The organism is Roseateles paludis, from assembly GCF_039872745.1.
Lineage (GTDB): Bacteria > Pseudomonadota > Gammaproteobacteria > Burkholderiales > Burkholderiaceae_C > Pelomonas > Pelomonas paludis.
The window spans coordinates 1-17535 of the sequence record NZ_JBDPZD010000001.1 but is presented as its reverse complement, the minus strand read 5'-3'; the positions used below and the strand labels follow the sequence as shown (position 1 = coordinate 17535).

At 68.2% G+C, this 17535-nt stretch carries 15 protein-coding genes and 1 rRNA gene; 14 read left to right on the top strand and 2 right to left on the bottom strand.

Annotated features, from left to right (window positions below; all coding sequences use genetic code 11):
- Nucleotides 1-8 precede the first annotated feature (8 nt).
- Genes ABDJ85_RS00080 through ABDJ85_RS00040 form a run of 9 tightly spaced genes read left to right on the top strand, consistent with a single transcriptional unit; the run spans nucleotide 9 to nucleotide 10304 of the window.
- Complete coding sequence (locus tag ABDJ85_RS00080; RefSeq protein ID WP_347702685.1) at nucleotides 9-1172, top strand: urate hydroxylase PuuD; 1164 nt, start codon at nucleotides 9-11, stop codon at nucleotides 1170-1172.
- 38 nt (nucleotides 1173-1210) lie between these two features.
- Nucleotides 1211-2476, top strand: coding sequence for a glycerate kinase type-2 family protein (locus ABDJ85_RS00075; RefSeq protein WP_347703806.1), 1266 nt, complete (start codon nucleotides 1211-1213; stop codon nucleotides 2474-2476).
- Nucleotides 2476-5454: a DUF3857 domain-containing protein gene (locus ABDJ85_RS00070; protein ID WP_347702684.1), complete on the top strand. Its 2979-nt coding sequence runs from the start codon at nucleotides 2476-2478 to the stop codon at nucleotides 5452-5454. The genes ABDJ85_RS00075 and ABDJ85_RS00070 overlap by 1 nt, the downstream gene beginning before the upstream one ends.
- A 37-nt stretch (nucleotides 5455-5491) precedes the next feature.
- Nucleotides 5492-6739: a lipoprotein-releasing ABC transporter permease subunit gene (locus tag ABDJ85_RS00065; protein ID WP_347702683.1), complete on the top strand. Its 1248-nt coding sequence runs from the start codon at nucleotides 5492-5494 to the stop codon at nucleotides 6737-6739.
- Nucleotides 6732-7409 (top strand): lipoprotein-releasing ABC transporter ATP-binding protein LolD, encoded by a 678-nt coding sequence (lolD, locus tag ABDJ85_RS00060; protein WP_347702682.1) that lies wholly within the window; start codon nucleotides 6732-6734, stop codon nucleotides 7407-7409. Before ABDJ85_RS00065 ends, lolD begins: the two co-directional genes overlap by 8 nt.
- Nucleotides 7406-8260 carry a formyltetrahydrofolate deformylase gene (gene purU / locus ABDJ85_RS00055; protein WP_347702681.1) on the top strand — a complete coding sequence of 285 codons (855 nt, stop codon included), beginning with the start codon at nucleotides 7406-7408 and terminating at the stop codon, nucleotides 8258-8260. Before lolD ends, purU begins: the two co-directional genes overlap by 4 nt.
- Before the next feature lie 3 nt (nucleotides 8261-8263).
- Nucleotides 8264-8977 (top strand): DUF429 domain-containing protein, encoded by a 714-nt coding sequence (locus tag ABDJ85_RS00050; protein ID WP_347702680.1) that lies wholly within the window; start codon nucleotides 8264-8266, stop codon nucleotides 8975-8977.
- An 11-nt stretch (nucleotides 8978-8988) separates the two neighbouring features.
- Complete coding sequence (locus ABDJ85_RS00045) at nucleotides 8989-9810, top strand: TatD family hydrolase (protein ID WP_347702679.1); 822 nt, start codon at nucleotides 8989-8991, stop codon at nucleotides 9808-9810.
- Nucleotides 9804-10304: a DNA-deoxyinosine glycosylase gene (locus tag ABDJ85_RS00040; RefSeq protein WP_347702678.1), complete on the top strand. Its 501-nt coding sequence runs from the start codon at nucleotides 9804-9806 to the stop codon at nucleotides 10302-10304. Before ABDJ85_RS00045 ends, ABDJ85_RS00040 begins: the two co-directional genes overlap by 7 nt.
- Here ABDJ85_RS00040 and ABDJ85_RS00035 read toward each other — a convergent pair.
- Entirely contained in the window at nucleotides 10294-11100 is an 807-nt protein-coding gene (locus ABDJ85_RS00035; protein WP_347702677.1) for an MOSC domain-containing protein, read from the bottom strand. The genes ABDJ85_RS00040 and ABDJ85_RS00035 overlap by 11 nt on opposite strands.
- Nucleotides 11101-11118: 18 nt before the next feature.
- The gene (locus tag ABDJ85_RS00030) at nucleotides 11119-11958 is read right to left on the bottom strand and encodes a mechanosensitive ion channel family protein (protein WP_347703805.1); all 840 of its coding nucleotides are present in this window, start codon (nucleotides 11956-11958) and stop codon (nucleotides 11119-11121) included.
- 93 nt (nucleotides 11959-12051) lie between these two features.
- Between ABDJ85_RS00030 and ABDJ85_RS00025 the strand changes: the two genes are divergently transcribed.
- From ABDJ85_RS00025 to ABDJ85_RS00005, 5 genes are all read left to right on the top strand, one after another.
- Nucleotides 12052-12840 carry a spermine/spermidine synthase domain-containing protein gene (locus tag ABDJ85_RS00025; protein WP_347702676.1) on the top strand — a complete coding sequence of 263 codons (789 nt, stop codon included), beginning with the start codon at nucleotides 12052-12054 and terminating at the stop codon, nucleotides 12838-12840.
- Nucleotides 12837-14657, top strand: a complete 1821-nt coding sequence (tfpB, locus tag ABDJ85_RS00020; protein WP_347702675.1) for a type IV pilus assembly ATPase TfpB — start codon at nucleotides 12837-12839, stop codon at nucleotides 14655-14657. Before ABDJ85_RS00025 ends, tfpB begins: the two co-directional genes overlap by 4 nt.
- 127 nt (nucleotides 14658-14784) lie before the next feature.
- Nucleotides 14785-15249 (top strand): tripartite tricarboxylate transporter TctB family protein, encoded by a 465-nt coding sequence (locus ABDJ85_RS00015; protein WP_347702674.1) that lies wholly within the window; start codon nucleotides 14785-14787, stop codon nucleotides 15247-15249.
- Nucleotides 15250-15259: 10 nt separating this feature from the next.
- Nucleotides 15260-16765, top strand: coding sequence for a tripartite tricarboxylate transporter permease (locus ABDJ85_RS00010; RefSeq protein WP_347702673.1), 1506 nt, complete (start codon nucleotides 15260-15262; stop codon nucleotides 16763-16765).
- A 700-nt stretch (nucleotides 16766-17465) separates the two neighbouring features.
- A 16S ribosomal RNA gene (locus tag ABDJ85_RS00005) occupies nucleotides 17466-17535 on the top strand; the annotation flags it as partial.

Sequence of the window (17535 nt, the reverse complement as noted above, 5' to 3'; positions counted from 1 at the left end):
ACCCCCGCATGGACACCGCCTACCTGCTCGACTGGGCCAATCTGCTGCTGCGCTGGCTGCACGTCATCACCGTCGTCGCCTGGATCGGCGCGTCCTTCTACTTCGTCTGGCTCGACAACCACCTCGTCAAGCCGGAGGCCGATGACCTCAAGGCCAAGGGCGTGGACGGCGAGCTGTGGGCCGTGCACGGCGGGGGCTTCTACAACCCACAGAAGTACGTTGTCGCGCCGGCCACGCTGCCCAAGGACCTGCACTGGTTCTACTGGGAGAGCTACTGGACCTGGATGAGCGGCTTTGCGCTCTTTGTGGTGCTCTACCTCGCCAATGCCAGCCAGATGCTGGTGGACCCGCGCGTGCACGCCTGGGGCGCGCCCTGGCAGGCGGTTTGTGCGGCGCTGGGCTTTCTCGTCGTCGGCTGGCTGCTTTACGACGCGGCCTGCCACGTGTTCGGGACGGCACGTGACGGCGCGGTGCTCGCGGTGTCGGCCGTCATCGTGGCCGTGGCTGCCGTGCTGGCCTGCCATCTCTTTGCCGGCCGCGCGGCCTTTCTGATCGTCGCGGCCATGCTCGCCACCTGGATGACGGCCAATGTGGCGCACTGGATCATCCCGGGCCAGCGCAAGGTGATCGCCGCCATGCGCGCGGGCCAGAAGCCCGACCCCATCTATGGCCAGCGCGGCAAGCAGCGCAGCGTGCACAACACCTGGTTTGGTCTGCCGGTGCTGATTGGCATGTTGTCCAACCACTACGGCATGCTCTGGCAGCACCCGCAGAACTGGGCCGTGCTGCTGGTGCTGATGGCAGCGGCCGTCGCCATTCGCATCTTCTTCGTCAAGCGCCACAAGGGCGTGAGCGACTGGCGTGCGGTGGCGGTGGCCTTAGGTCTACTGGCCGGGCTCGTGGTGTGGCTGGCGCCCAAGCCCGTGGCGGCGGTGGCCGCGCCGGTCAGCACGGCGCAAGTGTTGGCCATCGCGCAGCAGCGCTGCATCGTCTGCCATGGCGAGGCGCTGGCGCAAAAGGGTGTGCGGCTCGACAGCACGGAGGGCCTGGAGCAGCACCGCGCCCAGATCCACCAGCAGGTGGTCGTGCAGCGCGCCATGCCGCTGAACAACGCCACCGGCCTCACCGAGGACGAGCGCGCGCTGGTAGCGCGCTGGACGGCTGGGCCTTGAGCAAGGGGCAAGTGGATCCGGCCGCGTTGCTGCGGCAGATGTTCGACGCCGCCGTTGCCGCCGCGCAGCCGGCGCGCGTGCTGCCGGCGCATCTGCCGCCACCGCCTAAGGGTCGCACGCTCGTGCTCGGCGCCGGCAAGGCCAGCGCCGCCATGGCTCAGGCGCTGGAGGCCGCCTGGCCGGCGGATGCGCCGCTGAGCGGCCTCGTCATCACCCGCTACGGCCACGTGCCGCCGAGCGCTGCGCCAGGCCGCATCGAGATCATCGAAGCGGCTCACCCGGTGCCCGATGCAGCAGGCGAAGCTGCCGCCGTACGTCTGCTCAGCCTCACGCAGGGCCTGACCGAAAACGACCTCGTCATCGCCCTCATCTCTGGTGGCGGCTCGGCCTTGCTCAGCCTGCCGGCGCCGGGCCTGACCCTGGCCGACAAGCAATCGCTCAACCGCCAGCTGCTGGCCTGCGGCGCCTCCATCCAGGAGATGAACACACTGCGCAAGCACCTATCCAGCCTCAAGGGCGGGCGCCTGGCGCTGGCCTGCCACCCGGCGCGGGTGCTCACTCTGGTCATCAGCGACGTGCCGGGCGACGATCCGGCCGTCATTGCCTCCGGCCCGACGGTGCCCGATGCCTCCACCTGCGCGGACGCCCTGGCCGTGGCCGAGCGCTATGGCCTGCAACTGCCCGAGGCCGCGCTGGCGGGCCTGCGCTCCGGCGCCTTCGAGACCCCCAAGCCCGGCGACCCGCGCTTTGCCGGCCACCGGCTCCGCCTCATCGCCACCCCGCGCCAGAGCCTCGACGCCGCTGCCGCCGTGGCCCGCGCGGCCGGGTTGCCCGTGCAGCTGCTGGGCGACGCGCTGGAGGGCGAGGCGCGCGAGCTGGGCACCGCCCACGCCGCCCTGGCCCGCAGCGCGCCCGGCCCCTGTGTGCTGGTGTCCGGCGGCGAGACCACGGTGACGCTCGGCAGCGCGCCACCGGGCCGAGGCGGCCGCGCCACCGAATACCTGCTGGGCTGCGCGCTGGCGCTGCAAGGCGACGCACGCATCTGGGCGCTGGCGGCCGACACCGATGGCATCGACGGCGTGGGCCCCCACGCGGGCGCGCTGCTGCGGCCGGACAGCCTTGCGCGCCTGCGCGCCGCCGGGCTCGACCCTGATGCCTGCCTGCACGCTCATGACAGCGCCTCGGCCTTTGATGCCATTGGCGACATCGTCAGCTCCGGGCCCACGTTCACCAATGTGAACGACTTCCGCGCTTTGCTGGTGGGCTCGCCCGGCACAATCAGCCGATCTGATTTGGAGCCTTGATGTCGAGAAGTTTTGTGCTGGCCTGGGCCATGGCACTGGCGGCCAGCCTGGCCTGGGGCCAGAGCGCGGCGCCCGAGCGCCCGCCGGTGATCAGCGGCGCCGCCATCGCACAGCCGCCCAAGACCGGCGCCAGGTCTGCGGCCAAGCCGGCCGCCCCGGCCATCAAAGCGGCCCTGCCCGCCATTCCCCCAGGCGCCGGCTACCGCTTCGGCCCGCAGCCGGCCTGGGTCAAGCCGGTGCCGGCGTCCAGCACCGCGCCTGCGCTCACAGAAGCGCGCGCCGCCGCCTCGGGTAGCCGCGCGCTGCGCCAGTTGCTGGTGGACGTGCAGATCCTGCAAACCGCCAAACCTGGCCCACAGTCCAGCGCCTACTTCGTGCGCGTGCAGACCATGGCGCTCGATGCCTCCACGCTGCGCGAGGTCTCGGAGCCGCAGATCAGCTTCAACCCCGCCTACCAGCAGCTCATCATCCACAGCGTGGCCGTGGTCCGTGATGGGCAGCGCAGCGAGCGCCTGGCCAGCAGCCGTGTGGAGCTGATGCGGCGCGAGCACAACCTCGAGCGCCAGATGATCGACGGCGTGCGCACTGCGCTCGTCGTCATCAACGATGTGCGGGTGGGCGATGTGGTCGAGGCGTCCTACACCGTCGAGGGCGACAACCCCATCTTCGAGAACCGCCTGGCCGCCGGTGCCCAACTGGCCGACGACGTGCCGATTGACCGCCTGCACTGGCGCCTGGAGGCGCCGCTGGAGCGCAAGATCGCCGTCAAGGCCCTGGCCAGCGACCTGGTGCCCGAGCGCTTCGAGGAAGGCGGCCGCCAGGTGCTGCGCGTGCTGCGCGAGCGCGTGGCCCCGGTGCAGGGCGAATCGAACACGCCGCCCTGGTTCAAGGTCTACCCCGCACTGGCCGTGACCGACTACACCGGCTGGGACGAAGTGGACGCCTGGGCCCAGCGCCTCTTCGCGCCCGAGAAGCCCCACGCCAGCGTGCTGGCGCAGGCCGAGGCCATCAAGGCCGAGGTGGCGCGCAAGGGGGGCTCGCTCCAGGACCAGGTGGCCGCCGCGCTGCGCTTTGTGCAGGACGAGGTGCGCTACTTCTCGGTGTCCCTGGGTGAAAGCTCGCACCGCCCCAAGCCCGCCAGCCAGACCCTGGCCGAGCGCCTGGGTGACTGCAAGGACAAGACCCAGCTGCTCAACGCCCTGCTCACCGCGCTGGGCGTGGAGGCCAAGCCGGCGCTGGTGTCCTTCCGGCGCAACCGGGGCGTGGCCAACTACCCGCCCTCGCACGCCGAGTTTGACCACGTGATCAGCCGCGTGCGCGTCGGTGACGCGGTCTACTTCCTCGACTCGACGATGAACGGCCAGGGCTACTCGCTCGCCACGCGCGGCTACTACCCCTATGGCCTGGCCCTGGTGGTGGGTGAAGGGGCCGCTGGCCTGCAAAGCGCGATGCCGCCGGCCAGCGCGCTTGACGGCATCCGCTACCAGCAGGACTGGGACCTGGGTGACCTGACGCGCCTGCCCCAACTGCGCGTCAGCTTTCAGGCCGAGGGCCTGGCCGCCGAGCGCTGGCGCGGCCATGCCGCCCAGGCTGGGGTCGAGCGCGTGAGCGAGTACTTCAGCGGCCTGTACGTGAAGGCCCTGCCCGGCCTCGTCGGCACGGCGGCGCCCGAGTGGCGGGATGACCGTGAGGCCAACCGCATCGAGCTGGTGCTGCGCTTCGAGCACCCGCAGCTGGGCCGCTACGGCCGCGCTGCGCTGGAGCTGGACCTGCCCACGCCCGAGCTTGCCGACGTGCTGATGCTGCCCTCTGAAGGCCGGCGCCGCATGCCCTACATGCTGGATGCGCCGCGCCAGTTCGAGCTGCGCACCACCATCCATGGGCCGCGCCCGCTCACCAGCCAGACCCCGGCCCCCCAGCAGGTGGGCGACAAGCACTTCAGCTTCCTGCACCGTGCCGAGGTGGTGAAGGGCGATGCCGTCTTCACCAGCCGCTTCGAGCGCCGCAGCGACGAAGTGCTGCCCGCCGACATCGACGGCTACCGCGAGCGCATCAGCCGTGCACGCACCGTCTCCGGCCAGAACGTGCGCCTCGCGCTGGTGGACCGCAAGGGCCTCGAGCCCGAGTACGAAGCCATCGACAAGCGCCTGGCCAAGTTCCGCCGTGGGCCCAAGGGCGACGGCCTGTGGGATGTGCTGGTGGCCAACGAGGTGCTGCGCAGCTATGACAGCCTGCTGCTCGAACGCATCGGCCCGCAAGGCCCGCTGCGCCCCCGCGTCCTGATCGAGCGCGCCAAGGCCAGCAACCTGCTCGGCGACTTTGCTGCCGGCCTCGCGGATGCCGACGCCGCCTTGCCGCGTACGGAGCCCACAACCCCGGCCACGCCCCCATCGCGCGGCGCTGGGCTCAACGCTGAAGACCTGGCTGCCGCCCACGAGGCGCGCGGCGTGGCCCTGGCTGGGCTCGGCCGCATGCAGGACGCGCAAGCCGCCTTCCAGGCCCAGCTGGCCGCCAGCGGCGCCGGCTCGCCCAGCTCCTGGCTCGGCGTCACGCACTTCATGCTCGGTGACTTCCAGGCCTCGGAGAGCGCGCTGCGAGAGACCCTCAACAACGCCAGCGGCGAGGACCGCAGCTTCACCCTCATCTGGCTCTACCTGGCCAGCGAGCGCCAGCAGCCCGGCCGTGGCAAGCAGGCCCTGCGCGACGAGGCCGAGCGCGCCGACGCCAGCCAATGGAGCGGCGCCCTGATGCGCCACCTGGCCGGCCTGATCGACCGCGAGGCCCTGCTGCAGATGGCCCGCGCCAAGCCCGAGATGGAGCGCCTGCGCCTGGCCGAGGCCTACTTCTACATCGGCCAGCAGGCCTTGGTGGCCGGCCAGCGCGCCGACGCCCAGCCCTGGTTCGAGCGCAGCGTGGCCACCCAGGCCGTGCCCTACCGAGAGTTGAGCCTCGCGCGCTGGGAGCTGAGGCGGCGCTGAACGAGCACCCTGCGCGCCGCCCTTACCATCGCGCCCCATGAATTGGCCGTTTGAACTCCAGGTCGGCTGGCGCTACACCCGGGCTGGCCGGGGTGGGCGGCGCAATGCCTTCATCAGCTTCATCTCGGGCGTGTCCATCCTGGGCATTGCGCTCGGGGTGGCGGCGTTGATCATCGTGTTGTCGGTGATGAACGGCTTCCAGCGCGAGGTGCGTGACCGCATGCTCGGCGTGATCGCCCACGTTGAGCTGCTGGCCTACCGGGGCGAAGCCGTGGAAGACTGGCAGGCCCTGGCCGCCCGGGCGCGCCAGAACCCGGCCGTGGTGGGCGCGGCGCCCTTTGTGGCGACCCAAGCCTTGATCGCGCGCGGTGACGACATGAAGGGCGCCATGGTGCGCGGCATCTCGCCCGCCGACGAAGCCACCGTCACGCCGCTGGGCCAAGACCTGGCCAAGATGCCCTTGACGGCTGGCAGCTGGAACATCGTGCTCGGCCAGGAGCTGGCGCGCCAGCTCGGCGTAGGCGAGGGCGACAAGGTGACTCTGGTGGCGCCCGGCGGGCAGGTCACGCCAGCCGGCGTGTCGCCGCGCCTGCGTGCCTTCACGGTGGTGGGCATCTTCCGCGCCGGGCACTACGAGTACGACAGCGGCCTGGCGCTGATCCACATGGACGACGCGGCCAAGCTCTTCCGCACCGGCGGGCCCACGGGCGTGCAGCTCAAGCTGGCCGACGTGCACCAGGCCCGCGACGTGGCCCGCGCGCTGAGCATGAGCCTGGGGCCCGAGGTGCAGGTGCGCGACTGGACGCGCCAGAACGCCACCTGGTTCGACGCCGTGCAGATCGAGAAACGCATGATGGGCCTGATCCTTACCCTCATCGTCGCGGTGGCTGCCTTCAACCTGGTCTCGACTTTGGTGATGACGGTGACCGACAAGCAGAGTGACATCGCCATCCTGCGCACCCTGGGCGCCTCGCCCGGCGCGGTGATGCGCATCTTCATCGTGCAGGGCGCGTTCTCGGGCGTCATCGGCACGGCAGCCGGCGTCCTGCTTGGCCTGTTGGTGGCCTGCAATGTGGACGTGATCGTGCCGGCCATTGAGCGGGCACTGAATGTGAGCTTCCTGCCTGGCAGCATCTATCTCATCAGCCACATGCCCAGCGACCCCCAGGCGGCCGACATCGTGCCCATCACCGTTACCTCCCTGGTGCTGGCCTTTGTGGCCACGCTCTACCCCAGCTGGCGCGCCAGCCGCGTGCAACCGGCGGAGGCGCTGCGCTATGAGTGATCAGGTGTTGGTGGCCACTGGCCTGACGCGCCGCTTCACCGAGGGCGGCCTGGATGTGACGGTGCTCAAGGGCGTGGACCTGACGGTGGCGCGCGGTGAGACCCTGGCCATCGTCGGCGCCTCGGGCTCGGGCAAGTCCACGCTCTTGCATTTGCTCGGGGGCCTGGATGCACCCACCAGCGGCCGTGTCGAGCTGATGGGCCGCGACTTGTCCGCCATGGGCGAGCGCGAGCGTGGCGACTGGCGCAACCAGCAGCTGGGCTTCGTCTACCAGTTCCATCACCTGCTGCCCGAGTTCTCGGCGCTCGACAACGTCGCCATGCCGCTGCGCATCCGCCGCCAGAGCGTGGCCGAGGCCCGCGCCGAAGCGGCCGAGATGCTCGGCCGCGTGGGCCTGGCCCAGCGCGTGCAGCACCGACCCGCTGAGCTCTCGGGCGGCGAGCGCCAGCGCGTGGCCATCGCCCGCGCACTCGTCACCCGCCCGGCCTGTGTGCTGGCCGACGAGCCCACCGGCAACCTCGACCGCGACACCGCCGCCACCGTCTTTGACCTGATGCTGCAGCAAGCCCAGGGCATCGGAACCGCCTTTATCCTCGTCACCCACGACCGCGAGCTGGCCTCGCGCTGCCAGTCTGTCCGCCAGCTCGTCGCCGGGCGCTTTGAATCATGACCAGTCGCTTCATCCTCAAGCTCTCCTGCCCTGACCGTGCGGGCATCGTCCACGCCGTCACCGGGGTGCTGCTCCAGCAGGGCGGCAATATCCTGACCTCGGCCCAGCATGGCGATGCGGATCACCAGCGCTTCTTCATGCGCATCGAGTTCGAGGCACCGTCGGACGAGGCCAGCTTGCGCGCCGCCTTTGCCCCGCTCGCCGCCGAGTTCGGCATGGACTGGACCCTGGTGGACCGCTCGCGCAAGGCGCGCGTGCTGCTGTTGGTCAGCAAGTTCGGGCACTGCCTGAACGACATCCTCTTCCGCGTGGCCACCCAGCACCTGCCGATCGAGGTGGTGGCCATCGCCAGCAACCACCGCGACTTCTACCAACTCGCGGCCAGCCACAACATTCCCTTCCACCACTACCCGCTGCTCGGCGCCACGCCCGAGCAAAAGGCCGCGCAGGAGCGCAAGCTCATCGAGCTGATCGACGAGCAGCAGGTGGACCTGGTCGTGCTCGCGCGCTACATGCAGATCCTCTCGCCCCAACTCTGCGAGCACCTGTCCGGCCGCGCCATCAACATCCACCACAGCTTCCTGCCCAGCTTCAAGGGCGCCCGGCCCTACCACCAGGCGCATGAGCGCGGCGTCAAGCTCATCGGCGCCACCGCCCACTACGTGACCAGCGACCTCGACGAGGGCCCGATCATTGAGCAAGAGGTCAGCCGCATCGACCACAGCTACACCCCCGACCAACTCGCCGCCGTCGGCCGCGACACCGAATGCCTGGCCCTGGCCCGTGCCATTCAGTGGCACGCCGAGCATCGGGTGTTGTTGAACGGGAAGCGGACGGTGGTCTTTAGATAGGTCATGGACCTTCAAGGCAGCCCATGCGTTGGCATCGACGGTTGCCCGGCTGGGTGGCTCGCCGTTAGTCGCGACGCTGCTGGAAGTTTCTCGGGGGCCTGTTTTGGCAGTGCTGCCGAACTGTTTGACGCCTTTCCGGCGGCGCGAACTTTTGCGATCGACATTCCAATTGGTCTGCCGTCCAAGGGACTGAGGGCTACGGAATCGGTGGCCCGCAAGCATCTGTTCGGGCGAGCAAGCAGCGTGTTCAACACTCCGCCTCGGGCATGTTTTGAGCCAGGCTTGTCCTATGAGGCCGTGTGCCAGCAAGCGTTGCTGCTGACGGAGCGCAAGATCAGCAAGCAGAGTTTTGCCATCCTGCCCAAGATCTCAGAAGTTGATGCGTGTCTTCGCGCAGCACCTGGGCTCGCGGCGCGGGTATGGGAAGTCCACCCCGAGGTGAGCTTTGCCATGCTGGCTGGTGGTTCAGCCATGCGCCGCTCCAAGCATTCAGGTTTCGGATTTGTCGAGCGTTTGCGGTGGCTCGAAGCAGTGTTGCCAGGCGCGGCGGAATCGGTGCGTGAGCAAGTTGCCGAGAAGTCGGCGTCGGATGACGATGTTCTGGATGCTGTCGTGGCTTTCTGGACAGCCTTGCGTATCCAAGAGGGGCGTGCAGTCGCGATAGGGTCCGCTCGGGAACGAGATGCGCATGGCCTTCGTATGTGCATCTTTGCGTGAGCTTGTGAGCAATGGCCACGGTATGGATCGACACCCACTGCCACTGGGACGCCCCCGAGTTCGCACCTGACCGCGACGCGGTGCGGGAGCGAGCGCTGGCCGCTGGGGTGGCGCAGTTCGTGGTGCCGGCCGTGCAGGCGGCTGACTTTGCGTCCACCCAGCAGCTGTGCCGCGCGGCCGGCCAGCCCTATGCGCTGGGCATCCACCCGCTCTATACGCCGCAGGCGCGGGAGGAAGATCTGGCGACGCTGGACGAGATGCTCGCCGCAGCGGCCAGCGACCCGCTGCTGGTGGCTGTGGGCGAAATCGGGCTGGACTTCTTCGTGCCGGGCCTGGACGCCGAGCGGCAGCAGTTCTTCTACACGGCTCAGCTCAAGCTGGCGGCGCGGCATGGCCTGCCGGTGATCCTGCATGTGCGGCGCAGCAGCGACCAGTTGCTCGCGGGCCTGCGGCGCCAGCCAGTGCGGGGCGGCATTGCGCATGCCTTCAATGGCAGCCGGCAGCAGGCGGACGCCTTTGTGGACCTGGGCTTTGCGCTGGGCTTTGGCGGGGCGCTGACCTTTGGGCGCGCGCTGCAGATCCGCCGCCTGGCGGCCGAACTGCCGGCCGAGGCGCTGGTGCTGGAGACCGATGCGCCCGACATCCCGCCGCAGTGGCTCTACTTGACGGCTGAGCAAAGGGCCGCCGGCGCGCGCAGCCGCAACGAGCCAGCGGAGCTGCCGCGCATTGCCGAGACCCTGGCCGCGCTGCGCGGCTGGAGCTTGGCCGAGACGGCGGCAACGACCAGCGCCAACGCGCGCCGCGTGCTGCCCAAGCTGGCGCCGCCATGCTGAGCCAGGGCCTGGCCCCCGTGTGGCGGGCCGATGCCGAGCTGCTGCTGCTGGGCAGCTTTCCCGGCCAGGCCAGCCTGGCGGCGGCGCAGTACTACGCGCATCCGCGCAACGCCTTCTGGCCGCTGGTGGCGGCGTTGATTCAGGTGCCCGACCTGCCTGCGCAGCCCTATGCCCAGCGGCTGGAGACGCTCAAGCAGCACCGCGTGGCGCTGTGGGATGTTGTGGACCGCTGCGTGCGCCCGGGCAGCCTGGACAGCGACATCCGCGCCGCCGAGCCGACGGACCTGGCCACCCTGGTGCAGCAGCTGCCGCGCTTGCGCGCCATCGGCTGCAATGGCGGGACGGCGCACCGGCAGGCGCTGCGGGCACTGCAAGGGCTGGAGGGCTTGCCGCCGGTGCTGGCCTTGCCTAGCAGCAGCCCGGCGTTGGCGAGCTTGAGCTTCGAGGCCAAGCGCGAGCGGTGGCTGGCGCTACTGTCTCCGCTCAGAAATTGAGTTCGAGCGTGACCACGTCGCCCACGTTCAGGCGGCCGGCGCCCTCGCTGCGGGCATAGACGCCAAAGATCGTTGGCCCGGCCGGCTGGCGCGATTGGCTGAGTTCACTCAGCGACTGCCCAAAGCGCTCGTCCAGCACGGCAGTGGCGGGGTCGATGGAGGGCATCACGCAGCGCACGCAGGGCGTGGTGATGCTGAGCTGGGCCTCGGGCGTGCTCAGCCGCAGGGCCTGCTCTTCGATGAAGGGCGGGAAGTCCTCGCCATCTAGAGGTTCCAGCACGAGGTTGACGCGGGCACGGCGGGCGCGCATGTGCACCTCGGGCGTGGCTTGCTGCCAGGCGTCGAGCGACGGCTGGCTGATCAGGTGCATCGGGTTGGGGGCCAGGTGGCGGGCGCAGTCTTCGCTGAGGCGCACGAGGCTGAGCGGCTCGCCGGTGGCACGCATCAGCAGGGCGGCGGCCTCGGGGCCGGCGTCGAGGGCTTCGAAGCTGTTCCATTGCTTGGCCGTGTCGTCCCAGGCGCGGATGGTGACCGCGCGGCCGGCGTGCGGGGCGAGTGTGAGTTCGCTGCCGTCACGCCCCATCAGGTGCAGGCCGGCCTCACCCACTTGGCGGGCTTGCACCCAGGTCAGGCGCGGCAGGCCGCCCATCCATTGCAGCTCGGCGGCGGAGTTGACGACAGCCCAGCGCCGGTCGCCCACGGGGCGGCCTTCACTGTCGAGCACCAGGGTCTTGAGCGATTCGCCCGAGCAGGACTTGACCGGGTAGCGCCAGAGTGACTGGATGCGGGCTTGCATGGCGGTGTTGTGCAGGGCTCAGCTGCGCAGGCCGAGGCCATAGGGCGCGAAGCGCTCGCGCGGCGCGATGGGCGTCTCGGGCAGCGGGTAGCCAGCGGCGGCGAAGGTGGCAACGATGGTCTTGTAGGTGTCGAAGTAGACCTGCCAGTAGTGGTCGTTGTGGCAGTAGGGGCGCACGGTGAGCTGCGGGCCTTCAAGGGTGATGGCCAGGATCTCGATCTCGGGCACCGGCTCGGCCACCACATTGGCGATCGCGGCGATGGGGCCGCGCAGCCGGGCGATGGCCTCCAGCGGGTCCACGCCGTTGGCCAGGCGCACGGCGGTGTCCACGCGCCGGTAGGGCAGGGCCGAGTAGTTCTGGATCACGCCATTGACGATGGCGTTGTTGCCCACGATGGTGCGCACGTTCTCCAGCGTCACGAGGGTGGTGTTGAAGAGCCCGATCTCCCGCACCCAGCCGGTGACGGAGCCGGCGGTGACGTAGTCGCCCACCTTGAAGGGCCGCTGCAACTGCATGAAGACGCCCGCCGCAAAGTGCGTGAGCATGCCGCCCCAGGCCGTGCCAACCGCCAAGCCGGCGCCGGCCAGCAGCGCGGCAAAGCTGGTGGTCTTGACGCCAAAGATGTCGAGGATGGCCAGGACCAGGCCGATATTGAGCGCCACCCGCAGGATGGCGCGCAGGTAGTGGGCCAGGGTGGCGTCCACCTTGGCGCCGCGCTTGAGAGCGCTGCTGAAGAGCTTCAGGCCCAGGGCGATCAGCCAGCGCCCGACGATCCAGGCGGCCAGCGCGGCCAGCACTTTGAGCCCGAAGTCGGCGCCCTGGGTGCTGAGGAGGTGCCAGAGGGAGTCCGTGTTGATGCCGCTCATGCCATGCAGTTCGTGAATCAGTGCGCGCGGATCGTCGCATGCCGGGGACGCATCGGCACAGTGGCGGCCCTATGCTGCCCGGCAATGAAAGCAACGACCTCGTGGGCGGAAGCGACGCTCAGTGAATTTGATGGGGTGCGCTTCCTCCACCTGGATTCGATCTGGGTGCAGGGGGCGATGCGCATCCGCAAGCCCAACCAGCTGGAGCTGGAGTATGTGCAGCGCATGATGGCCTGGCTGCTGTGGCGCGACATTGACGCGCTGGAGCGGGAAGCGGGCGAGCTGCACGCCGTGCAACTGGGCCTCGGCGCCGCCGCGCTGACGCGCTTCTGCCTGCACGAGCTGCGCCTGCGCACGACGGCGGTGGAGATCAACCCGAGCGTCATCGCGGCTTGCCGGCAGTGGTTCCGCCTGCCGCCGGATGGCCCGCGCCTGACGGTGCTGAACCAGGACGCCCGCCAGTGGGTGGACGACCCTGCCCACCTGCAGACCGTGGACGCTTTGAACGTGGACCTCTATGACCACGAGGCCGCGTCCCCGGTGCTGGACGACGAGGACTTCTATGCCGCCTGCCGCAGCGTGCTGCAGGACGGAGGGCTGATGACGGTCAACCTGTTTGGCCGCCGCGCCAGTTTTGCGCGTAGCAGCCTGCGCATCGCCAAGGTGTTTGGCTCGGACCAGGTCTGGCAGCTGACGCCGACCAAGGAAGGCAACACGGTGCTGGTGGCCGGCCGCGGTGTGCGCGTGCCTGACCGCGAGACGCTGTTGGCCCGCGCCGCTACGATCGAATCCCGCTACCGGCTGCCGGCCCGCAAGTGGCTGCGCCTGGTGCGTCCGCTCCCGATGAGCATCCTGCAAGGGCTTCAGACATGAACGCCAAGACCGCCGCTAGCCCCAAGCCCCTGCCTGGCGCCAAAGCCCCTGCTTTGGCCGGCAAGCCCGAAGGCCGGCTCGACTGGCGCAGCTGCCTGCACTGGCTGCTGGAGGATGGCCTGATCGACCAGGAGCAGGTGCTGCGCACCGAGGCCCGCTTTGCGGCCGGCGACAGCGCCCTGCACCCGCTGGTGCGCCTGGGTCACGCCAATCTCGTGCGCCTGGCCAATGGCAAGCCGCTGGATGTGGATGCGCTGACCGAATGGCTGGCCAGCCGTGCCCGGATGCCCTATCTGCGCATCGACCCGCTGAAGGTGGACGTGGGCCGCGTGGGTGACGTGATGTCCATCGGCTACGCCGAGGCCAAGCGCTGCCTGCCGGTGCAGTTCGGCATCACCGAGGTGACGATCGCCACCAGCGAGCCCTTCGACACGGCCTGGGTGGCGCAGATCGAGTCGCACGTGCGCAAGCCGGTGAAGCTGGTGGTGGCCAACCCGCTGGACGTGGCGCGCTTCACCACCGAGTTCTTCACGCTGGCGCGCTCGGTGCGCGCGGCGGTCAAGGCGGGCGAGCAAAGCCAGATTGCCAGCTTTGAACAGCTGGTGGAACTGGGCAAGAGCAACAAGGCCCTGGATGCGAACGACCAGGGTGTGGTGCAGGTGGTGGACTGGCTGTGGCAATACGCCTTTGACCAGCGCGCCAGCGACATCCACCTGGAGCCGCGCCGCGAGATGGGCCTGATCCGCTTCCGCATCGACGGCGTGCTGCACACGGTCTACCAGCTGCCGCCCACGGTGCTGGCGGCCATGACCTCGCGCATCAAGCTGCTGGGGCGCATGGACGTGGTCGAGAAGCGCCGTCCGCTGGACGGCCGCATCAAGACGCGCAACCCGGCCGGCGAAGAGGTGGAAATGCGCCTCTCGACCCTGCCAACCGCCTTTGGCGAAAAGATGGTGATGCGGATCTTCGACCCCGACACGGCGGTCAAGGATCTGTCGATGCTGGGCTTCACCCCGCACGACGCCGAACGCTGGGAGAACCTCGTCAAGCAGCCGCACGGCATCATCTTGGTGACCGGCCCCACCGGCAGCGGCAAGACCACCACGCTCTACTCGACGCTCAAGCGCCTGGCGACCGATGAGGTCAATGTCTGCACCATCGAGGACCCGATCGAAATGATCGAGCCCTCGTTCAACCAGACCCAGGTCCAGCCCCAGCTCGACTTCAGCTTTGCCGAGGGCCTGCGCGCGCTGATGCGGCAGGACCCGGACATCATCATGGTCGGCGAAATCCGCGATCTGGAAACCGCCGAGATGGCCATCCAGGCCTCGCTCACCGGTCACCTCGTCTTCTCGACCCTGCACACCAATGATTCGGCCTCGGCCATCACCCGGCTGACCGACCTGGGCGTGCCGAGCTATCTGATCAGCGCAACCGTGATCGGCATCCTGGCTCAGCGCCTGGTGCGCACCCTGTGTGCACATTGCAAGGTGCCCGACCCCAACGTGACGCGCGACGGCCTGAACGACATGCTCAAGCACTGGCGCCTCGGCGGCGGCGTGCGGCCCTACAAGCCCGTGGGCTGCCTGGAATGCCGCAACACCGGCTTCCGTGGGCGCGCGGGCCTGTACGAGTTGCTGACGGTCAGCGAGTCCATCAAGGCGGCTATGCACCCGTCGCCCGACATGCCGACGCTGCGCCGCCATGCCGTGCAGGAGGGCATGCGCCCGCTGCGCCTGGGCGGGGCGATGAAGATCGCCGAAGGCCTGACCACGCTGGAAGAGGTGCTGCGCAGCACCCCAACCTGGGGCGACTGAGTCCTTAGGGGGTTTCCAGCGTGGACCCCGCCGGCTTACGTGAAATCCACAGGGCTGCATTCCAGCCCTGCCTCCAGAATCCGCCGCATCAATGGATTCAAGCGCCGCTGCGGCGCCTGGAGGCTGCATGCGCATCAAGAGTCAACGCGATTTCTGGTCAGGGCTGATGTTCCTGATCGTCGGAGTCGCCTTCGCCGTCGGCTCGCTCGACTACTCGTTCGGGACCTCGGCGCGGCCGGGGCCTGGCTACTTCCCGTTCGGCCTGGGCGTGCTGCAGGCGCTGCTGGGCGGTGTCGTGCTGTTCAAGTCGCTCACCATCGAGACCGAGGGCGGCGACCCCATCGGTGCCGTGGCCTGGAAGCCGCTGCTCGTCATCGTGGCGGCCATCGCGGTGTTTGGCTTCCTGCTGCCGCGCCTTGGCATGGTGCTGACCCTGCCCGTGCTCGTCTGCATGGCCTCACTCGCGGGCGATGAATTCCATTGGAAGGACGCGCTGATCAGCTCGGTGGTGCTCACTGTCGGCAGCTGGATCATCTTCATCTGGGGCCTGCGCTTGACCATCCCCACCTGGCCTCCTTTCCTCCAGCCTTGAGGGCGCGCGCATGGACTTGCTAAACAACCTCGCGCTCGGCTTCGGCGCAGCGCTCACGTTCCAGAACCTGCTGTACGCCTTCTTCGGTTGCGTACTGGGCACGCTGATCGGTGTGCTGCCAGGCCTCGGTCCCGTCGCCACCATTGCGATGCTGCTGCCGTCGATCTACACGCTCGACGCGACGCCCGCGCTGATCATGCTCGCCGGCATCTACTACGGCGCCCAGTACGGGGGCTCCACCACCGCCATCCTGATCAATGTGCCGGGCGAGTCGAGCTCGGTCGTCACCGCCATCGACGGGTATCAGATGGCCCGCCAGGGGCGCGCGGGCGCAGCGCTGGCCGCCGCCGGGCTGGGCTCCTTCTTCGCTGGCTGTGTTGGCACCGTCATCATTGCCGCCTTCGCGCCGCCGCTGACCGAGCTGGCCTTCAAGTTCGGCTCGGCTGAGTACTTCTCGCTCATGGTGCTGGGCTTGGTCGGCGCGGTGGTGCTGGCCTCAGGCTCCCTGGTCAAAGCGATTGCCATGATCGTGCTGGGCCTGCTGCTGGGGCAGATCAACACCGACGTCATTTCCGGCACCCCGCGCTTCTCCTTCGACATCCCCGAGCTGACCGACGGCATCGGCTTCGTCGTCATCGCCATGGGCGTTTTTGGCTTCGGCGAGATCATTGCCAACCTGGGCCAACCGGCCGAGCACCGCGAAGTCTTCACCAAGGACGTCAAGGGCCTCTGGCCCACCAAACAGGACTTCCACGAAGCCTGGCCGGCGGTACTGCGCGGCACGGCCCTGGGCTCGGTGCTGGGCGTGCTGCCGGGTGGCGGCGCGCTGCTGGCGTCCTTCGCGGCCTACACGGTCGAGAAGAAAGTGGCCAAGGATCCGTCCCGCTTCGGCAAGGGCGCCATCCAAGGCGTTGCCGGCCCTGAGAGCGCCAACAACGCCGGTGCGCAAACCAGCTTCATCCCGATGCTCACGCTGGGCATTCCGCCCAACGCCGTGATGGCCCTGATGGTGGGCGCCATGACCATCAAGGGCATCCAGCCCGGCCCGCAGGTCATGTCCAGCAACCCCGAACTCTTCTGGGGCCTGATCGCCTCCATGTGGGTCGGCAACCTGATGCTGGTGGTGCTCAACCTGCCGCTCATCGGCATCTGGATCAAGCTGTTGACCGTGCCCTACCGCTTCCTCTTCCCGGCCATCGTGGTGTTCTGCTGCATCGGCACCTACACGCTGAACAACAACAACTTCGATGTCTACCTGACGGCAGCCTTTGCCGTGGTGGGTTTCGTCTTCTACAAGCTCAGCTGCGAGGCAGCGCCACTGCTGCTTGGCTTCATCCTCGGTCCCATGATGGAAGAGAACCTGCGCCGTGCCTTGCTGCTGGCGCGTGGGGACTGGACGACCTTCGTTACCCGTCCGTTGTCCGCCGGGCTGCTCTTCGCCGCCGCGGCCATGGTGCTCGTCGTCATGCTGCCCTCCATCCGCAACCGACGCGAAGAAGCCTTCCACGAGGACTGATGGGGCGCCAGACCCCCTTGAACGAACACGGCGCCCCAGGGCGCCGTGTTGCATTGAGGCTGGGCTCAAATGCTTGATTGATCGGGGCGCTGTGATGCCCTGCGTGTGCGCGATCAGTTCGGTGGGTTGAGTGACCTGGCCCGCCCACCTGCGCAAGCCTGCACACCTTGAGCTGCGATCTGAACCAGGACTTCCCAAGCCCGTAAACCTGTGCTACAGTCTATGGCTCTGCTGCAGACGGCCAAGCCGGTTTGTAGCGGGGCAAGCGAGAGGCGCACGATGTGCGCTTTCGTTGGAGCTGGTCCTGGTGCGCGAGCGCTGGGCGGCGCTGCTGAAAGCCCCTCAAACTCGAGCTGATGCTTGGTTTGGGTAGGTTGAGTAGGTAGGGTCTAGCGAGTTCGGTGGTTTGAAGATTTTTTCAAAATCACTTGACGACAAGCTAGAAGTTCTGACAGAATCTCGCTTCTTTGCTGATCACTGATCAGCGCGCAAACAAGGCGAAAGCCGATGGCGAAAAAGCTGCAAAGCAAAAGCTAGTTTGCGATGTTCTTTAAGAATTCACAGCCGATAAGCGTGGGCGTTTGAGGCGAAGTGTTGATGTCAAGTGATTGGTATCAAGTCTTCGGACTTTAAACGCTCACGGAAAAAGAATGAAGCTATGTAAATAGTCTTTGTTCGATTCCGTTGAGTAATCAAGATCGAACTGTAGAGTTTGATCCTGGCTCAGATTGAACGCTGGCGGCATGCCTTACACATGCAAGTCGAACGGT